Annotated in this window: 15 protein-coding genes; 3 read left to right on the forward strand and 12 right to left on the reverse strand. The window is 70.6% G+C overall.

Annotated features, from left to right (window positions below; translation table 11 throughout):
- The first annotated feature begins 630 nt into the window (after positions 1-630).
- Positions 631-981 carry a MarR family winged helix-turn-helix transcriptional regulator gene (locus tag K336_RS17555; RefSeq protein ID WP_081660603.1) on the forward strand — a complete coding sequence of 117 codons (351 nt, stop codon included), beginning with the start codon at positions 631-633 and terminating at the stop codon, positions 979-981.
- A 163-nt stretch (positions 982-1,144) separates the two neighbouring features.
- Complete coding sequence (gene putP, locus K336_RS0104895) at positions 1,145-2,629, forward strand: sodium/proline symporter PutP (RefSeq protein ID WP_028706437.1); 1,485 nt, start codon at positions 1,145-1,147, stop codon at positions 2,627-2,629.
- A gap of 298 nt (positions 2,630-2,927) precedes the next feature.
- On the opposite strand, the gene K336_RS0104900 is transcribed toward putP, so the two are convergent.
- The 6 genes from K336_RS0104900 to K336_RS0104925 all read right to left on the reverse strand — a co-directional run bounded on the left by K336_RS0104900 (position 2,928) and on the right by K336_RS0104925 (position 9,157).
- A complete protein-coding gene (locus tag K336_RS0104900; RefSeq protein WP_028706438.1) occupies positions 2,928-3,758 on the reverse strand; it encodes a hypothetical protein in 831 nt (276 codons plus the stop codon).
- Positions 3,758-4,507: an ATP-binding cassette domain-containing protein gene (locus tag K336_RS0104905; RefSeq protein WP_028706439.1), complete on the reverse strand. Its 750-nt coding sequence runs from the start codon at positions 4,505-4,507 to the stop codon at positions 3,758-3,760. The genes K336_RS0104900 and K336_RS0104905 overlap by 1 nt, the downstream gene beginning before the upstream one ends.
- Positions 4,497-4,916: a GntR family transcriptional regulator gene (locus tag K336_RS14550; RefSeq protein WP_021798051.1), complete on the reverse strand. Its 420-nt coding sequence runs from the start codon at positions 4,914-4,916 to the stop codon at positions 4,497-4,499. The genes K336_RS0104905 and K336_RS14550 overlap by 11 nt, the downstream gene beginning before the upstream one ends.
- A gap of 129 nt (positions 4,917-5,045) precedes the next feature.
- On the reverse strand, positions 5,046-6,344 hold the full coding sequence (locus K336_RS0104915; RefSeq protein WP_155944991.1) for a phosphotransferase: 1,299 nt from the start codon (positions 6,342-6,344) through the stop codon (positions 5,046-5,048).
- Complete coding sequence (locus K336_RS0104920) at positions 6,341-7,834, reverse strand: hemolysin family protein (RefSeq protein WP_028706441.1); 1,494 nt, start codon at positions 7,832-7,834, stop codon at positions 6,341-6,343. The genes K336_RS0104915 and K336_RS0104920 overlap by 4 nt, the downstream gene beginning before the upstream one ends.
- A gap of 108 nt (positions 7,835-7,942) precedes the next feature.
- On the reverse strand, positions 7,943-9,157 hold the full coding sequence (locus tag K336_RS0104925; protein WP_028706442.1) for an NADP-dependent isocitrate dehydrogenase: 1,215 nt from the start codon (positions 9,155-9,157) through the stop codon (positions 7,943-7,945).
- A gap of 154 nt (positions 9,158-9,311) precedes the next feature.
- On the opposite strand from K336_RS0104925, the gene K336_RS0104930 reads away from it, so the two are divergent.
- Positions 9,312-10,298: a malate dehydrogenase gene (locus K336_RS0104930; RefSeq protein WP_028706443.1), complete on the forward strand. Its 987-nt coding sequence runs from the start codon at positions 9,312-9,314 to the stop codon at positions 10,296-10,298.
- Between the two features lie 179 nt (positions 10,299-10,477).
- Here K336_RS0104930 and K336_RS14555 read toward each other — a convergent pair whose 3' ends face one another.
- From K336_RS14555 to purN, 6 genes are all read right to left on the reverse strand, one after another.
- A complete protein-coding gene (locus K336_RS14555) occupies positions 10,478-11,410 on the reverse strand; it encodes an LCP family protein (RefSeq protein ID WP_081660604.1) in 933 nt (310 codons plus the stop codon).
- Positions 11,411-11,436: 26 nt separating this feature from the next.
- Entirely contained in the window at positions 11,437-12,330 is an 894-nt protein-coding gene (locus tag K336_RS16850; RefSeq protein WP_028706444.1) for an LPXTG cell wall anchor domain-containing protein, read from the reverse strand.
- 339 nt (positions 12,331-12,669) lie between these two features.
- Complete coding sequence (locus K336_RS19680) at positions 12,670-13,014, reverse strand: DUF3017 domain-containing protein (RefSeq protein ID WP_226906024.1); 345 nt, start codon at positions 13,012-13,014, stop codon at positions 12,670-12,672.
- Complete coding sequence (locus tag K336_RS0104950; protein WP_028706446.1) at positions 13,011-13,874, reverse strand: bifunctional methylenetetrahydrofolate dehydrogenase/methenyltetrahydrofolate cyclohydrolase; 864 nt, start codon at positions 13,872-13,874, stop codon at positions 13,011-13,013. The genes K336_RS19680 and K336_RS0104950 overlap by 4 nt, the downstream gene beginning before the upstream one ends.
- Positions 13,875-13,895: 21 nt before the next feature.
- Positions 13,896-15,452 (reverse strand): bifunctional phosphoribosylaminoimidazolecarboxamide formyltransferase/IMP cyclohydrolase, encoded by a 1,557-nt coding sequence (purH, locus tag K336_RS0104955; protein WP_028706447.1) that lies wholly within the window; start codon positions 15,450-15,452, stop codon positions 13,896-13,898.
- Positions 15,449-16,075: a phosphoribosylglycinamide formyltransferase gene (purN, locus tag K336_RS0104960; protein ID WP_021798807.1), complete on the reverse strand. Its 627-nt coding sequence runs from the start codon at positions 16,073-16,075 to the stop codon at positions 15,449-15,451. The genes purH and purN overlap by 4 nt, the downstream gene beginning before the upstream one ends.

Consider the following 16,075-nt stretch of genomic DNA (forward strand, 5'->3'; position numbering starts at 1 on the left):
CTCAACCATCTTCGCGATGATGCCGATTCCGACTCCTTCAGAGGCGTACAGGATCGCTTCTGCTTTCATCCGCACCAGCACATGATTGTCGGAACGCCTCCTCCACCCGACCAGGACGGCGGTTTCCTCCGGGGCGACCTCAACCTGCATGCTCCAATCATATCCGAAACGGCGCAGGAAATCCATGAAAAATACGGTTTCGTTTCATGTCAGCCATACAACACGATAGACTTTACCTCAAGCTTGGGTTCAACTTACATATGGTGTATATTTATTTTAGATCTTTTACCTCGGTAAGTAAAGGGGGATGCTGAAGTTCATCGGATTTCACAGAAGACTGACAGGTTTTCGTACTAAGAGTTGTCTCGTGCCCGCTGCATCCAAAGGTGGAAAGCCTACGGAGTCTATTAGTGATTGGCCGCCAGAACCACCTGCGTTTGCCTTCGAACTTGAACAGACCGGAAACGCGAGCCCACTCCTACGTTTCCTCTTGACCTCCGCCACTCGGATCGACGACTCCCAAGAGCTTCCGGATGAAGCATTACCCTTCATCGTCACAACGATGATCAGCGCCATCGGAGGACTTCTGCGCCGGCAACGGAAAACCGCCTGACCGAGGAGGCGTGGGGAATGTCTTCGTCACGCGTTGAGCTACTCATGACCGTTGCACGCCTGGGTCGCCCCACCATGAGCGAACTCGCAAGAACTCTCTCCGTCACCCCACGGGCCATCACTCGGCTCGTAGACGGACTCGAGGCAGATGGTCACGTCGTCCGCGAACGTCAGGCTGATGACGGGCGAATAACTCGAGTAAGACTCAGCGATGAGGCCCTCGAGCGTATCGCCACAATGGGCGACAACCACCTTGACCGCATCACCCATCTGAGCGACGGTATCAGCGTGGACGACCTTCGGACGACTCTTCGAGTACTCCACGCACTCAACACTGCCGTTCACGCCGATCTCGACTTGGAGACGTGAGAGCGTCTACATCCATCCTCCACAGCACGAGCGGCCAATCGACGGGCGGACCGCGATGCCACCCACCCCCGCGATGCGCTACTCTGTCCTGGGCTTAAGCAGGTATTCAGTTTTGCTTAACCCCCACCCGTTGAGAACGACCGGCGGAACGGAGCGCACCGGCATGAGCACCTTCGCATGGCAGGTCGTGGCGATGATCGTCTACCTGGGGGCCATGGTCGCCATCGGCTTCTGGGGCAACCACCAGACCGTCGACCTCGACGACTACATGCTCGGCGGGCGACGACTGCCCCCGCTCGTCTCGGCGCTCAGCGCCGGGGCCGCCGACTCGAGCGGCTGGCTGCTCATGGGCCTGCCCGGCGCCGTCTACGCGTCGGGCCTCGTCGAGGCGTGGATCGGCATCGGCCTCACGATCGGCGCCTGGTTCAACTGGCGGATCGTCGCCCCACGGCTGCGCAGCTACACCGAGACGGCGCGCAACGCGATCACGATCCCCAGCTTCTACGGCAACCGCCTCCACGACGAGCGCGGCATCCTGCGCATCATCACGGGCCTCATCATCCTCGTCTACTTCACCTTCTACATCTCCTCCGGCATGGTCTCCGGCGGCACCTTCTTCGAGTCGAGCTTCCACCTGCCCTATCTGTGGGGCATGCTCCTGGTGGCCGGCGTCACCGTGCTCTACACGCTCGTCGGCGGCTTCCTCGCCGTCTCGTGGACCGATGTCATCCAGGGTCTCATGATGGTCCTCGCCCTCGTCGTCCTGCCGATCGTCGGCATCATCCGCCTGGGGGGCCCGGGCGAGGCGCTGGCCGCGATCCGCGGCGTCGACCCCGACCTCACCTCGCTCGTCCACGGCGGCACCCTCATCGGCGTCGTCTCCGCCCTCGCCTGGGGCCTGGGCTACTTCGGCCAGCCGCACATCCTCGTGCGCCTCATGGCGCTGAGCTCGCCCACCGAGGCCCGACGGGCCCGCCGCATCGGCATCGACTGGATGGTCCTGTCGTACCTGGGGGCAGTCGCGACGGCCCTGGTCGGCGTGGCCGTCTACCAGCAAGACGCGGCCCGTCTGGCCAATCCCGAGACGGTCTTCATCACGCTGGCCCAGCTGCTCTTCCACCCGCTCATCGCCGGCTTCCTCCTGGCCGCCATCCTGGCCGCCATCATGTCGACGATCTCCAGCCAGCTCATCGTCACCTCGTCGGCCCTCGTCGAGGACCTCTACCGCGGCGTCACGCGCAGGCCCCTCACCCCCGCCAAGGGCGTCTGGGCCGGCCGCATCGGCGTGCTCGCCGTGGCCGTCGTCGCCATGGCCCTGGCGGTCGGCCGCAGCGACACGATCCTCGGTCTCGTGGCCTTCGCCTGGGCCGGTTTCGGCGCCGGCTTCGGACCGACCACCCTGCTGGCCCTGTGGTGGCGCCGGCTCACGACGGCGGGCGCGGCCTCCGGCATGATCGTCGGCGCGGCGCTCGTGTTCCTCTGGGACCACCTGGGCGACACCCTCGGCGGCGTCTTCACCCTGTACGAGCTGCTGCCCGGCTTCGTCGCGAACCTCGTCGTCGCGATCGTCGTCTCGCTCCTCACCCACCGGCCGAACCCCGCGATCGACGCGGAGTTCTCCCGGGCCATCGAGCTGACGAGGGGCTGAGCCCCCGGCGAACGGCCCGCGCGCCCGGCCGCCGAGGACAGCAGCAGCGCCTCCCCCGAGTCTGACGCCCCGGGACGAGGAGAGCACGACGAGCATCGGCTCGGCGCCCGCGGGCAGGATCGACGCACGCCTGTCCATCGAGGGCCGGGAGAAGTCGACGAAGGCCTCGTCATCCGCATCGTCGTCGAGGTGGACGGCGCCGTCGCCTTCCGTTCCGCGACGATCCCCGCCGAGCGCCAGGGACCTGCTGACCGACAGCGACCGGACGATCTCCGGGCCGCGCACCGCCGGGATCCGCTCAGCGCAGCGAGGTGTGGTGCTCGATCGAGTTCACCGCCCAGATGGCCAGCACGGTCGCCAGCAGCGGCCCCAGGAGGGCGGAGCCGAGCCCCACGGTCGTCGGATCGGTGCCGCCGCGGATCGCGTCGAGCAGGGGTGTCGCCATGTCGCCGACGACGAGCCGCATGCCACCGCCCTCCGGGCCGTCCAGGCGCAGGCCGACGGGGACGACGAGCATGAGCACGAGGGACAGCGCCTGGCTCACCACCTCGAGGAGCACGAGGCCGATGATCGGGGCGCCGATGCCCAGGTGGGCCCAGCGCGAGCGGGCCCCGACGCTCATGACCCCGGCGCACTCGATGACGATGCACAGCGCCGACACGAGCGCGAGGGCGACCATCGCCCACAGGAACCGGGCGTCGATCGCGTCGTAGTACCCGCGGAGGACGTCGACGAGGTCGCCGAGCCGCTTGCCCTCGGGGATCGACAGCAGCCAGACGTGCAGCGCCAGCGCGATGATCATGACCGCCGAGGACATGAGCAGCCAGCACGAGCCGCGGGTGACCTTGGCCCAGAAGACGACCCGCCCGCGCACCGGCAACGAGAAGGTGAAGTAGCCGCGCTGGCCGTACATCGTCTGCCAGTAGACGACGGCCAGGTAGACGAGGACGATGACGGGCAGCGCGCCGAGCACGAGCAGCCCGAGCCTGGCGCACAGTTCGCCGAGGACCGGCACGGGCAGCATCCCCAGCCCCGTGAGGAGGAGCCCGGTGAGCAGGTCGAGACCCGTGATGACGGCGCAGGCGCGTCCGTGGGAGCGGAACTCCTGACCGACGAGGGTTGCGTACATCAGCGGTACTCCTTCCGGAAGATGGCGTCCAGGCTCATGCCGCGGCGCTCGCGCAGGTCGTCCGCGTCGTCGGCGAGGAGGACGCGGCCGTCGCGCATGAGGACGACCGAGTCGACGATCGGTTCGACGTCGGCGATGAGATGGGTGGAGATGAGCATGAGGGCGTCGGGCTCGAAGTCGCGCAGGATGCCGTCGAGGATGACCTCGCGCGCCGCAGGGTCGACGCCCGAGATGGGCTCGTCGAGCAGGTAGACGCGCGCCCGGCGGCTCATGACGAGGGCGATCTGGAGCTTCTCGCCCATGCCCCGCGACATCTCCTTGAGCGGGCGGTCGACGGGCAGCCCGAAGAAGCGCACCGCCTCGCGGGCCCGGTCGGTGTCGAAGTCGGGGAAGAAGCGGGCGTAGAGCTCGATGGCCTGCCCGACCCGCAGCGCGGGGTCGAGGAAGTCCGCGTCGCCGAGGTAGGAGATGATCGCCTTCGTGCCCGGTCCGGGCACCATGCCCGCGATGGCGACCTCACCGGTCCAGTCGGCGAGCAGGCCGGCCAGGACCTTGAGGAGGGTGGTCTTGCCGCAGCCGTTGGCCCCCATGAGGCCGACGATGCGCCCCGCGGGCAGGTCGAGGTCGAGGTCGTCCAGCGCCACGATGCGGCGGTATCGCTTGGTCAGGCCGGCGATGCGGACCAGCGGCGCGGAGCCGTCGGGGGACGGGGGGACGGCCTGCGGCCGTGGTGTCGTGTCAGTGCTCATGGGAATCGTCCTGGTCGTGGTCGTCGTGGGGTCGGTCGGCCGCGGCGGCCCCGGCGCCGTGCCAGCACTCGGTGAGCAGGTCGACGGCCCGACCGAGGTCGAGGCCGACGGCCCTCGCGTCGTCGCGGTAGACCCTGGCGGCCCCCGCGGCGAGCTCCCGGCGGATCGTGTCGATCACCGCGTCATCGGCGGCGACGAAGCGCCCCGAGGTGCGCTCCGTCGCGGTCAGCCCGCTGCGGTCGAGTTCGGCGAGGGCGCGCTGCACGGTGTTCGGGTTGACCCCGGCCCGCTGGGCGAGCTCGCGGACGCTGGGCACGCGCGATCCCGAGGGCCACCGGCCGGTGACGATGCACCGCCGGAACTCCTCGACGAGCTGGACCCAGATCGGCCGGGTGTCATCCACCGTCACTCGTCCCCTCCTGCTCTCGACCGGGAGGAGGACGGACGCCCCGTCCGCCTCGCTGTGTTAATACAGTAACACAGCGAGGCGGACGGCATCATCGCCGGGCTCGGGCCCGGAGGGCGGGGAAGGTCCCGCTCAGAGGGCCCCTGCGGCGTGGATGAGTCCCTGAGCGGCGTCGAGGATGTACCGAGTCTGGCCCTGCCAGTCGACCTCCTGCCCGCGGTAGGGGCCGGTGGCCAGCGAGATGGCGACCCCGGCCGCCCGCAGCCGCAACTGGACCGGGTCGACGCGGCGGTCGAAGACCTCGACGAGACCGTTGCGCAGCACCCCGACCCGGGCGGTCTGCACCGGGTCCATGCGCTGGACGGTCGACAGGTGCGCGACGAGGCAGGCCAGGTCGTCGACCCTGCGCCCCGGCCCGCAGGCGTCGACGTCGAGCAGTCCGACGATCCGTCCGTCGGCGAGGTGGATCTGCCCCTCGTGGAAGTCGCCGTGCGTCGGCTCGGAGCCCGGCGCGGCGCCAGCGGTGCCGGCGCAGATGGCCTCGACCATCGCGTCGAGCCGGTTCCCCTCGCCGGGCAGCTGGTTCGCGACGATGCCGGCGTAGTGGATGGCGGCATCGGCCCAGGCGGCGCGGCGCGGCAGGGCCGCGAGCTCCCCGGGCAGGGCGTCGAGCAGCTCGACCATCCGCTCACCGGCCACCTGCGGCACGGACTCGAAGAGCAGGCCCGCCATGGGCCTGCCGGGCAGGGCCCCGGTGATGAGCAGGTGGTCGGCGGTGACGCCCAGGATGCGCGGCACGGGCAGCCCTGCGCGGGCGAGGATCTCCAGCCTCGAGACGGTCCGGGCCAGCTGCTCGGAGCCCTGTGCCTTGACGTAGAGGCTCGGCCCGCCGAGCACGTCGACACGCACGACGGCCCGGCGCCGGGGCCGGTAACTCACGACGCGGATGGTCAGCCGGGCCGGGTCGGGCTCGCCGGGGACGAGGCCGCGGCGCGCCAGCAGGCCGACGGCCGGGCCGGTCCGGGTGATGCGCGCCAGACCGGGCAGATCGGGGTCGTCCGGGTACAGCCAGGCGGCGACGCGCCGCCCTCCCCTCTCGAAGATCTGCGCTCCGGCGTCCTCCGCGGTGGGACCCCCGGGGCGGGCAGTGAGACCGACGAGCTCGGTGCGTCCCGCTGCTCCGGAGGTCCGGGCCTGATACGTGACGGTGAGCGCGCGGCCCGGCTCGTGGTCGACGTGGTCGAGCCGGGCGCCGGCCATCTCGTGGCCCCGCACGGCGAGCACCGCTGCGACGAGCTCGACGGCCCCGGGCCCGGTGAGTTCGGCCGCCAGCCGGGCGTCCTCGCGCGAGGACCGGGCCGGACCGTCGCGCGGGGCGCGGGCCGACGGCGCGGACGCGCCGGGACCCGGGCCGAGTCCGCCGAGGATCACGGCAGCACGCCCGGGGTCCGCTCGTCGGCGCGCTGGAGCCCGGCGGCGAGGTTCGTGCGCGCCTGGCTGTCGGCGGCCATGACGGCGGCGTTGGAGTCGACGGGGCGCTCGCCCTGCTGCCCGGCCTCGGACCCCGCGGGCCGCCCGGCGCCGGGGGCCCCCGCGTCGAGGGCCTGGACGCTGAGCCAGGCGATGCGGCGCCCGTCCATCTGGGTGACGCCGATGAGGAAGGGGTCCTCCGGCGGGACCTCGTCCTCGCCCTCGTCGGCCTCGGGATCGAGGGGGGCGAGTGCGACGGTGATCGACTCGCCGACCCGCGGGATGGCCCCGTACCGGGCCATGAAGAAGCCCGCCAGGGTGTCGTAGGGGCCCTCGGGCAGCACGTGGCCGGTGAGATCGGCGAAGTCCTCGAGGGTGGTCAGCCCGTCGATGTCGCGCTGGAGGCGGTGACGACGGGTCTCGGGGTCGACGACGTCGTACTCGTCGGTGATGTCGCCGATGAGCTCCTCGACGAGATCCTCGAGCGTGACGATCCCGGCGGTGCCGCCGTACTCGTCGAGGACGACGGCCAGGTGCGAATGGGCGCGTCGCATGTCGGACAGGGCCCTCGGCACGCGCACCGTCTCGGGCAGGCGCAGCACGGGGCGGACGAGACGGCGCAGCCGGATGCCGGCGCCCGCGGCCCGGCCCATGAGGTCGCGCACATGGAGGAAGCCGAGCACCTTGTCGGGCGAGCCGTCGATGACCGGGTAGCGGCTGTGCGGGGAGCTCTGGACGTGGGCGATGGCCTCGTCGACGGTCATCTCCCCGGGCAGGAACTCCACCTCCGTGCGGGGCACCATGACCTCGCGCATCGAGCGCTCCCCGGCGCTGAAGACCTCGTCGACGATGTGCTTCTGGTCGGCGCCCAGCGAGTCGGCGTTCGTGACCATGGTGCGCAGCTCGTCATCGCTGACCGCCTCGCGGTTCGCGTCGGGGTCCATGCCGACCAGGCGCACGAGCAGGTTGGTGCAGAAGCCGAGCGCCCAGATGAGCGGGCGGAAGAGGCGCGCGATGGAGTTGACGACGGGGGCCAGGGCCAGGGCGATCGCCTCGGGCTGCTGCATGGCCAGACGCTTGCTGAACAGCTCGCTGATGACGATCGAGCCGAACGAGATGACCGCCGTGACGACGATGACGGCCAGCACCCTCGCGAGGGACTCCCCCAGACCCCGGCCCATGAGCAGCGGGGCGACCCACCGGCCGGCCAGCGAGTCCGAGCCGAAGGCCGAGGAGAGGAAGCCCGCCAGCGTCACGCCGATCTGCACGGCCGACAGGAAGCGGTTCGGGTTGCTCGTGAGCTGCTCGATCGCCCGACCGCGGCTGCCCCGCCGGGCGAGCGCGGCGATCTGGGACTCGCGCAGCGAGACGAGGGCCATCTCGGCGGCGGAGAAGACGCCCGCGATGAAGAAGAGCAGGAGGATGAGGAGGAGCGAGGCCCACAGCGGCATGTCAGCGGCCCCCCGCACCGGTCGCGACCCCATCCGGGCGGGCGTCGGGGACGTGCACGTGTCTCACGCCTGCCAGGATATCGAGTCGGAGTCCGGTCCGCCCGCCGCTCATCCCAACGCCCGCGCGAGGCCCTCGTCCAGGGCCGCCAGGAACTGCTCGGTGGTCAACCAGGGCTGGTCGCCGCCGACGAGCAGCGCCAGGTCCTTCGTCATCCGGCCCGACTCGACGGTCTCGACGCAGACCCGTTCGAGGGTCCGGGCGAACCCGGTGACCTCGGGGGTGCCGTCGAGCTCGCCGCGGTGCTTCAGGCCGCCGGTCCACGCGAAGATCGAGGCGATCGGGTTCGTGCTCGTGGCCTCGCCGCGCTGGTGGGCGCGGAAGTGGCGGGTGACGGTGCCGTGGGCGGCCTCGGCCTCGACGGTGCGCCCGTCCGGGGTCATGAGGACGGAGGTCATGAGGCCGAGCGAGCCGAAGCCCTGGGCGACGGTGTCGGACTGGACGTCGCCGTCGTAGTTCTTGCAGGCCCACACGTAGCCGCCCTCCCACTTGAGGGCGCTGGCGACCATGTCGTCGATGAGGCGGTGCTCGTAGCCCAGGCCGGCGGCGGCGAAGCGGTCCCTGTACTCCTCGTCGAAGACGCGGGCGAAGACGTCCTTGAACCGGCCGTCGTAGGCCTTGAGGATCGTGTTCTTCGTCGACAGGTACACCGGGTAACCGCGCCGGAGGGCGTAGGCGAAGCAGGCGCGGGCGAAGCCCTCGATGGACTCGTCGAGGTTGTACTGCACCTGGGCGACGCCGGGGCCCGGGTAGCCGTACACGACGTGCTCGATGGGCTCGGAGCCGTCGGCGGGGGTGAAGGCGACGGTGAGCCGGCCGGCGCCGGGCACCCGGAAGTCGGTGGCCTTGTACTGGTCGCCGAAGGCGTGGCGGGCGACGACGATCGGCTTCGTCCAGCCGGGCACCAGGCGCGGGATGTTCGAGATGACGATGGGCTCGCGGAAGATCGTGCCGCCCAGGATGTTGCGGATCGTGCCGTTGGGCGAGGACCACATGCGCTTGAGGCCGAACTCGGCGACGCGGGCCTCGTCGGGGGTGATGGTCGCGCACTTGACGCCGACGCCGTGCCGCTCGATCGCATGGGCGGCGTCGACGGTGACCTGGTCGTCGGTGGCGTCGCGGTTCGTGATGCCCAGGTCGTAGTACTCGAGGTCGACGTCCAGGTACGGCAGGATGAGGCGGTCCTTGATGAACTGCCAGATGACCCGGGTCATCTCGTCGCCGTCGAGCTCCACGACCGTGCCCACGACCTTGATCCTGCTCATTGCTGCACCTTCCGCCTCGACTGAACTCTCGATGTCAAGATATCGGACGGGGCCGCTCCCCGCACCCGGCCCGGAACGGGCGCCCCGACGTCGAGGATGAGCCTCTCACGCGGTAATGTCAGCGGCAACCCACTCAATGGATGAGGAGAAGCTCTTGAGCACTACACCAGTCAAGGTGGCTGTCACCGGTGCCGCCGGTCAGATCTGCTACAGCCTGTTGTTCCGCATCGCCTCCGGTTCGCTCCTCGGCGACACGCCGGTCGAGCTCCGCCTGCTCGAGATCACCCCGGCCCTGCCGCGCCTGGAGGGCGTGGTCATGGAGCTGGACGACTGCGCGTTCCCGAACCTCGCGGGCGTCGAGATCGGCGACGACCCCGAGAAGGTCTTCGACGGCGTCGACCTGGCCATGCTCGTCGGCGCCATGCCCCGCAAGGAGGGCATGGACCGCAGCGATCTGCTGAGCGCCAACGGCAAGATCTTCACCGCCCAGGGCGCAGCCCTCAACAAGGTCGCGGCCTCGGACGTGAAGGTGCTCGTCACCGGCAACCCGGCCAACACCAACGCGCTGATCGCCATGGACAACGCCCCGGACATCCCCAACGAGCGCTTCAGCGCCCTGACCCGCCTCGACCACAACCGCGCCAAGACGCAGCTCGCCAAGAAGCTCGGCGTCAACGTGGGCGAGGTCACCAACATGACCATCTGGGGCAACCACTCCAACACCCAGTACCCCGATCTGTTCAACGCCAAGGTCGGCGGCACGTGCGCCTACGACCTCGTGAACGACCAGGCCTGGTACGAGAACGAGTACATCCCCACCGTCGCCAAGCGCGGCGGCGCCGTGATCAAGGCCCGTGGCGCCTCCTCGGCCGCCTCCGCCGCCAATGCGACCGTCGAGGCCATGCACGACTGGGTGCTCGGCACCCCCGAGGACGACTGGGTCTCCATGTCCGTCGTCTCCGACGGCTCCTACGGCGTCCCCGAGGGCCTCATCTCGTCGTTCCCCGTCACCGTGCGGAACGGCACGTACGAGATCGTCCAGGGCCTGGAGATCAACGACTTCGGCAAGAAGAAGATCGCCGAGACCGTCGCCGAACTGCAGACCGAGCAGGGCGCCGTGCGCGAGCTCGGCCTCATCTGACCGACAGCAACCGCTGGAACGGCGGGTCGTCCCTCGTGGACGGCCCGCCGTTGCGCGTCCCGGGCGAGGGGCCCCGACGGGCGGTGGGGGCGTGCGGTCGGGGCGTCGAGGGCCGTGGGCGGGCCGGAGGGAGGGCGGAGGCGCCCGAGGGGGAGGACGACGAACGACCCTCGGCCGCGTCACAGGCGGCAGGTCCGCGTGTACCCGATCCCCTCGGTGTACGCGCGGGTCCGCTCGTCAACCTCGGAGTAGAAGCCGTCGGGGCTCTGCGTGAGGGGCAGCTCCTGCACGTCGGCGCCGGACGCGCCGGCCAGGAGAGCCAGCTCCCACAGATGGGTCCGCGTGTCGAGCCGGATGTCGGGCGCGATCCGCCAGGCGGCGCCGAACCAGTCGCCGGGGCGGGACCTGAGCCGTGCGACGACGGCGCCGAAGACCTCGCCGGCGCGGCGGGCGCGACCGTCCTGGCCCTCGGGATCGTCCACCCAGGCGCCGTCGATGAGCACCCGGCCCTGACGGCTGCGCACGTACGCGAGGGCGGTGCGGCCGTCGACGTGGTGGGGACCGGCCGTGATGTCGAGGGCGGCCCGCTCGTCGCGCATGTCGTGCTGGACGGTGATGTCGATGCCGCCGAGGGCGTCCACGAGGTCGACGAAGGCCCGCAGGGTGACCGCCACGACGTGGTCCGCCGGGATGTTGAGCGTGAGGCAGGTCTGGTCGACGAGGGTCTGGGGATCGTCGCGCCAGGCCAGGCCGAGCCTGCCGGACAGGCCCATGCCGATCGAGTAGTGCACGTCGCGGCGCACGCTCGTGAGGTGCCACTGGTCCTCGGTGCGCGTGGCGACGAGGATGACGTCGGCATTGGCCGCCGCGTCGCGGTGACCGTCCTGGTCGCCGATGTCGTTGCCCTCGGCCTGCTGGGTCCGGTCGTCGAGGCCGAGGATCAGCCAGGTGCTCGGACCGTCACCGGTGGGCATGCGCAGGGCGACGTCGCCGGAACGATGGTCGAGCACGCCGAGGACGATGACGGGCACGAGCACGGCGAGGACGAGGACCCCGATGAGACAGGACAGCACCCGGTGGCGCCGGATGGGGCCACCGGGTGCTGCCGTCATGTGAGGAGGAGGAAGGCGCGAGGGCGTCAGTGCTTGCGGCGCAGGGCCACAGCGCCGGCACCGGCCGCGATCACCGCACCGACGAGGCCGGAGCCGGCCAGGTCAGCGGTCTCGGAACCGGTCTTCGGCAGGGCCTGGGGGCGGGACGTCCCGTCCATCGGGGTGCCCTGCTGGGGAGCGGCCTCCTTGCTCTCGGCCGGGCCGGCGGTCGCCTCCTCCTGGTTCTGGTCGCCGGCGCTCTCGGGAGCGTCCCAGTAGTAGCCGGCGCTGGCCACGAGCTGGTTGCCGGCGGCATCGGTGCCGACGGCCTCGAGGCGGAAGTTGCCGGTCTTGTCGTAGGGCAGGACGACGTCGAGGGAGACGTTGCCGCTGTCATCGGCGGTGGCGGTCCAGGTGTGCAGGACCTCGTCGGAGGCGCGGTTGTAGTCGGCATCGGCGTCGTACAGGTTGAACGTCACGGCCGAGCCCGGGGCGAAACCGGAGCCGGTGACCTTGACGGTGTCACCGGAGGTCCAATTGCTGGGGGTGATGTCGAGGACACCCTCCTGGGTCGCCTCGGCGGTGGCGGAGACCGCATCCGCGGCGGAGGACATCTTCGTGTTCGCGTCGTAGGTGTTGCAGTGCAGACTGGCCGTCACGGTGCCGGCGCCCACGTAGCCGATCTGCACGGTGTCGGACTGGGCGGTGCCGGAGTGACTGGGCACCTCGACCTGGCCCTGCTCGACCCCGTTGAGAGCGACGACGACGGCACCGCCCCAGCCGTCGGCGCAGGTGGCGTTGGCGCTGAGGTCATGGGGGGACGCGTTGAGGGTCAGCGCGTCGGCGGGGTTCGCCATGGCGCTGCCAGCGCTCAGGATGATGCCCGTGCTGGCGAGGGCGGCGGTCGAAAGACCGACCGTGAGCTTCTTCAGAATCGACATGGTCAGGGGTTCTCCTAGTGGTTCCGGTGACTCCGGGCGCACCGGCATCGGCGCACCCGGAAGTGGTCTCACCGTATGACAATTCACTGAACACCCTCAAGAATCTCGAAGAATGAACTTTATTGAAAATGAATTCATCGAGACGAAACCCCTTGCGAGCATGGGAACGAAGAAGATGATTTAATTCTTTATCATCTCGCAGGAAGTGAAACCCTCTCAGTCGAACGCCCTCCGGGGCCTCGGGGGATCGTCCGGGCGAGCACCCGTCGGACCCCCTGGACGCCGTCCCGCCCTCCTGCGGCGGGGCCCCAGGGAGCACCGGGGCCCCTCGGGGTCGCTTCACTGGGGCGGGACGACGAGTGCCACGAGCCAGATGACGGCGCCGGCGCCGAGCATGAGCAGCACGTCGAACCAGCGGCGGCGCACGGCGAGCATGCCCGCCCACTGCTGGGGCAGCACCCAGCGGATGACGCCGCCGGCGAGAGCCGCGGCCCCCATGACGAAGGCGCCGCGGCGCCAGTGCCCCGTCCCGGCGATGGCCATCCCCGCGGCGAACAGGAGCAGCACGGCGCAGGAGGGCGCCTGGAACCGGCGCGCGCCCACAGCCGGGTCCTCGGGCGGTGCGGCCGGCTCGGCGGGCCGGGAGGGCCCGGACGGGGCGGGGCCCGTGTCGACAGGGCTCACGGCTGTCGGGAACCGGCGAGCCTCTCGGCCCGGTCGACCACATTGGCCAACAGCATGGCCCGGGTCATCGGGCCGACGCCGCCGGGATTGGGCGTGGCGTAACCGGCGACGTCCCAGACCTCGGGCGCGAAGTCGCCGACCGGCGTGCCGTTCACACGGGTGATACCCACGTCGACGACGACGACCCCGGGCCTGATCATGTCGGCGGTGACGAGGCCGGGATGCCCCGCGGCGCCCACGACGATGTCGGCCCGTCGGGTGTGCTCGGCGAGGTCCTTCGTCCCGGTGTGGCACAGGGTGACCGTCGCATTGTTCTCGCGGGTGGTCAGCAGCAGGCCCAGCGGACGGCCGACCGTCGTGCCGCGGCCGATGATGCACACGTCCGCCCCGTCGAGCGGGATCTCGTAACGGCGCAGGAGTTCGACGATGCCGCGCGGTGTGCACGGCAGCGGCCCCTGCTGGCCGAGGACGAGCTTGCCGAGGCTGTCGGCGGTCAGGCCGTCGGCGTCCTTGTCGGGGTCGATGAGCTCGAGCACCCAGGTGAGGTCGATGTGCTGCGGCAGCGGCAGCTGGACGATGTAGCCGGTGCACAGGGCCGAGTCGTTGAGCACCCGGATGGAGCGCTCGACCTGCTCGGGGGTGGCGTCGGCGGCGAGGTCGACGCGGAACGACTCGATGCCCACCTGCTCGCAGTCGCGATGCTTGCCGTTGACGTAGATCTGGCTCGCGGGGTCGTCACCGACCAGGACGGTGCCCAGGCCCACGGCCGCGCCCTGGGCGTGCAGGGCGGCGACGCGGTCCTTGAGCTCGGCCTTGATCTGGGCCGCGACGGCCTTGCCGTCCATCCGGATTGCTGTCATGCGACATGCACCTTCTCTCGTTCAGTGGAAGAAGTGTCGGTTGCCGGTGAGGTACATCGTGACGCCGGCCTTCTGCGCCGCCTCGATGGTCTGGTCGTCGCGGATCGAGCCGCCGGGCTGGACGATGGCGCGCACGCCGGCGTCGAGCAGGATCTGCGGGCCGTCGCTGAACGGGAAGAAGGCGTCCGACGCGGCGACGGAGCCCTTGGCCCGCTCGCCGGCGCGCTCGACCGCGAGCCGGCAGGAGTCGACGCGGTTGACCTGGCCCATGCCGACGCCGACGGAGGCGCCGTCGTGGGCGAGCAGGATGGCGTTCGACTTGACCGAGCGGCAGGCCCGCCAGGCGAAGAGGAGATCGGCGAGGGTGGCCTCGTCGGCCGGCTCGCCGGACACGAGCCGCCAGCCGGCGGCCTCGTCGCCGGGGGCGTCGAGGCGGTCGGGGTCGCTCACGAGCAGGCCGCCGGAGACCTCGCGCCACATGAACCGGTCCGGGCGGTGGTCCTCGGCCCTCAGGATGCGCAGGTTCTTCTTCGTCTCCAGCAGCTCGAGAGCCGCGGGCTCGTAGTCGGGGGCGACGATGACCTCGGTGAAGATCTTCTTCACGGTCTGCGCCATCTCCAGGCTGACGGGACGGTTCGCGGCGATGACCCCTCCGTAGGCCGACACCGGGTCGCAGGCGTGGGCCTTGCGGTGGGCCTCGGCGATGTCGGCGCCGACGGCGATGCCGCACGGGTTGGCGTGCTTGATGATCGCCACGGCGGGCTCGTCGAAGTCGTAGGCGGCGCGGCGGGCGGCGTCGGTGTCGGTGTAGTTGTTGTAGCTCATGGCCTTGCCGCCGAGCAGTTCGGCGCCGACGAGACCGGCGCTGGCGCCGTCGACCGCGTAGACGGCCGCGTTCTGGTGGGAGTTCTCGCCGTAGCGCAGGTCGCGGATCTTGGTGGCGGCGATGCCGGTGAAGGAGGGCAGGCCCTCGTCGGTGGTCCGCTCGGCCATCCAGGAGGCCACGGCCGCATCGTAGGCGGCGGTGTGGGCGAAGGCGCGCGCGGCGAGGACGCGGCGCCGCGCGAGCGTGAAGCCGCCGTCTGCGAGTGCCGCGGTGAGCTCGTCGTACTGGTCGGGGTCGGTGATGATGGCCACCGACGGATGGTTCTTGGCGGCGGCGCGGACCATCGAGGGCCCGCCGATGTCGATCTGCTCGATGCAGGCGTCGAAGTCGGCGCCCGAGGCGACGGTCAGGGTGAACGGGTAGAGGTTCGACACGACGAGGTCGAAGGGCTTCACGCCGAGCCGGGCGAGCTGGTCGCGGTGCGAGGCGAGGCGGCGGTCGGCGAGAATGCCGGCGTGGACCATCGGGTGCAGCGTCTTGACCCGACCGTCGAGGCACTCGGGGAAGCCGGTGAGCTCCTCGACCGGGGTCACCTCGATCCCCGCCTCGGAGAGCCTCGCGGCGGTGGAACCGGTCGAGACGATCTCGACGCCGGCCGCGGCCAGGGCCCTGCCGAGCTCGACGAGGCCGGTCTTGTCGTAGACGCTGACCAAGGCGCGCCGGATCGGGTTTCGGGTGGAGTCCTCGCTCATGGCATGACCTTTCTCGCGGCGGGCCGCGGGCCCGTCGCGTGCTGAGCCGCCAGCTCGTTGACGGTCTTGACCAACAAGGTGCGTTCGGACACCTTGATGCGCTCGTGCAGTGTCGGTTCGTCGTCGCCGGGAAGGATCTCCACGGGGACCTGGGCGATCATCCGGCCGGTGTCGACGCCCTCGTCGACCCAGAAGATGGAGCATCCGGTGCCCGTCGCGCCCGCCGCGAGGGCGTCACGGACGGCGTGGGCGCCGGGGAAGGCCGGGAGCAACGCCGGGTGGGAGTTGATGATGCGGTCGCCGAAGCGGTCCGTGAAGGGGGCGCCGAGGAGCTTCATGAAGCCGGCCAGGACGATGAGGTCGGGCTCGTGGCGGGCCACCTCGTCGGCGAACCGCCGGTCCCAGTCCTCCCGCTCGGCCGAGCCCCGCGCCAGCAGTCGGGGCATGGGCACCACGAAGGTCGTCACGCCCGCCCGGCGGGCGCGCTCGAGACCGGTGCACCTGCTGTTCTCCGAGCCCACCGCGACGACTCGGGCATCGAGACGGCCCTGCGCCTGGGCGTCGAGGAGGGCCTGCAGGAGCGTGCCGGACCCGGAGACGAGGACGACTACGCGATAGGCCAC

The organism is Propionibacterium acidifaciens DSM 21887 (genome assembly GCF_000426605.1).
GTDB lineage: Bacteria > Actinomycetota > Actinomycetes > Propionibacteriales > Propionibacteriaceae > Propionibacterium > Propionibacterium acidifaciens.

Bases quoted from the DNA above. Each gene is read 5' to 3' on its own strand.
- K336_RS17555 (WP_081660603.1), top strand. From the start codon at position 631: ATGTCTTCGTCACGCGTTGAGCTACTCATGACCGTTGCACGCCTGGGT.
- putP (WP_028706437.1), top strand. From the start codon at position 1,145: ATGAGCACCTTCGCATGGCAGGTCGTGGCGATGATCGTCTACCTGGGG.
- K336_RS0104900 (WP_028706438.1), bottom strand. From the start codon at position 3,758: ATGTACGCAACCCTCGTCGGTCAGGAGTTCCGCTCCCACGGACGCGCC.
- K336_RS0104905 (WP_028706439.1), bottom strand. From the start codon at position 4,507: ATGAGCACTGACACGACACCACGGCCGCAGGCCGTCCCCCCGTCCCCC.
- K336_RS0104920 (WP_028706441.1), bottom strand. From the start codon at position 7,834: ATGCCGCTGTGGGCCTCGCTCCTCCTCATCCTCCTGCTCTTCTTCATC.
- K336_RS0104925 (WP_028706442.1), bottom strand. From the start codon at position 9,157: ATGAGCAGGATCAAGGTCGTGGGCACGGTCGTGGAGCTCGACGGCGAC.
- K336_RS14555 (WP_081660604.1), bottom strand. From the start codon at position 11,410: ATGACGGCAGCACCCGGTGGCCCCATCCGGCGCCACCGGGTGCTGTCC.
- K336_RS16850 (WP_028706444.1), bottom strand. From the start codon at position 12,330: ATGTCGATTCTGAAGAAGCTCACGGTCGGTCTTTCGACCGCCGCCCTC.
- K336_RS0104950 (WP_028706446.1), bottom strand. From the start codon at position 13,874: ATGACAGCAATCCGGATGGACGGCAAGGCCGTCGCGGCCCAGATCAAG.
- purH (WP_028706447.1), bottom strand. From the start codon at position 15,452: ATGAGCGAGGACTCCACCCGAAACCCGATCCGGCGCGCCTTGGTCAGC.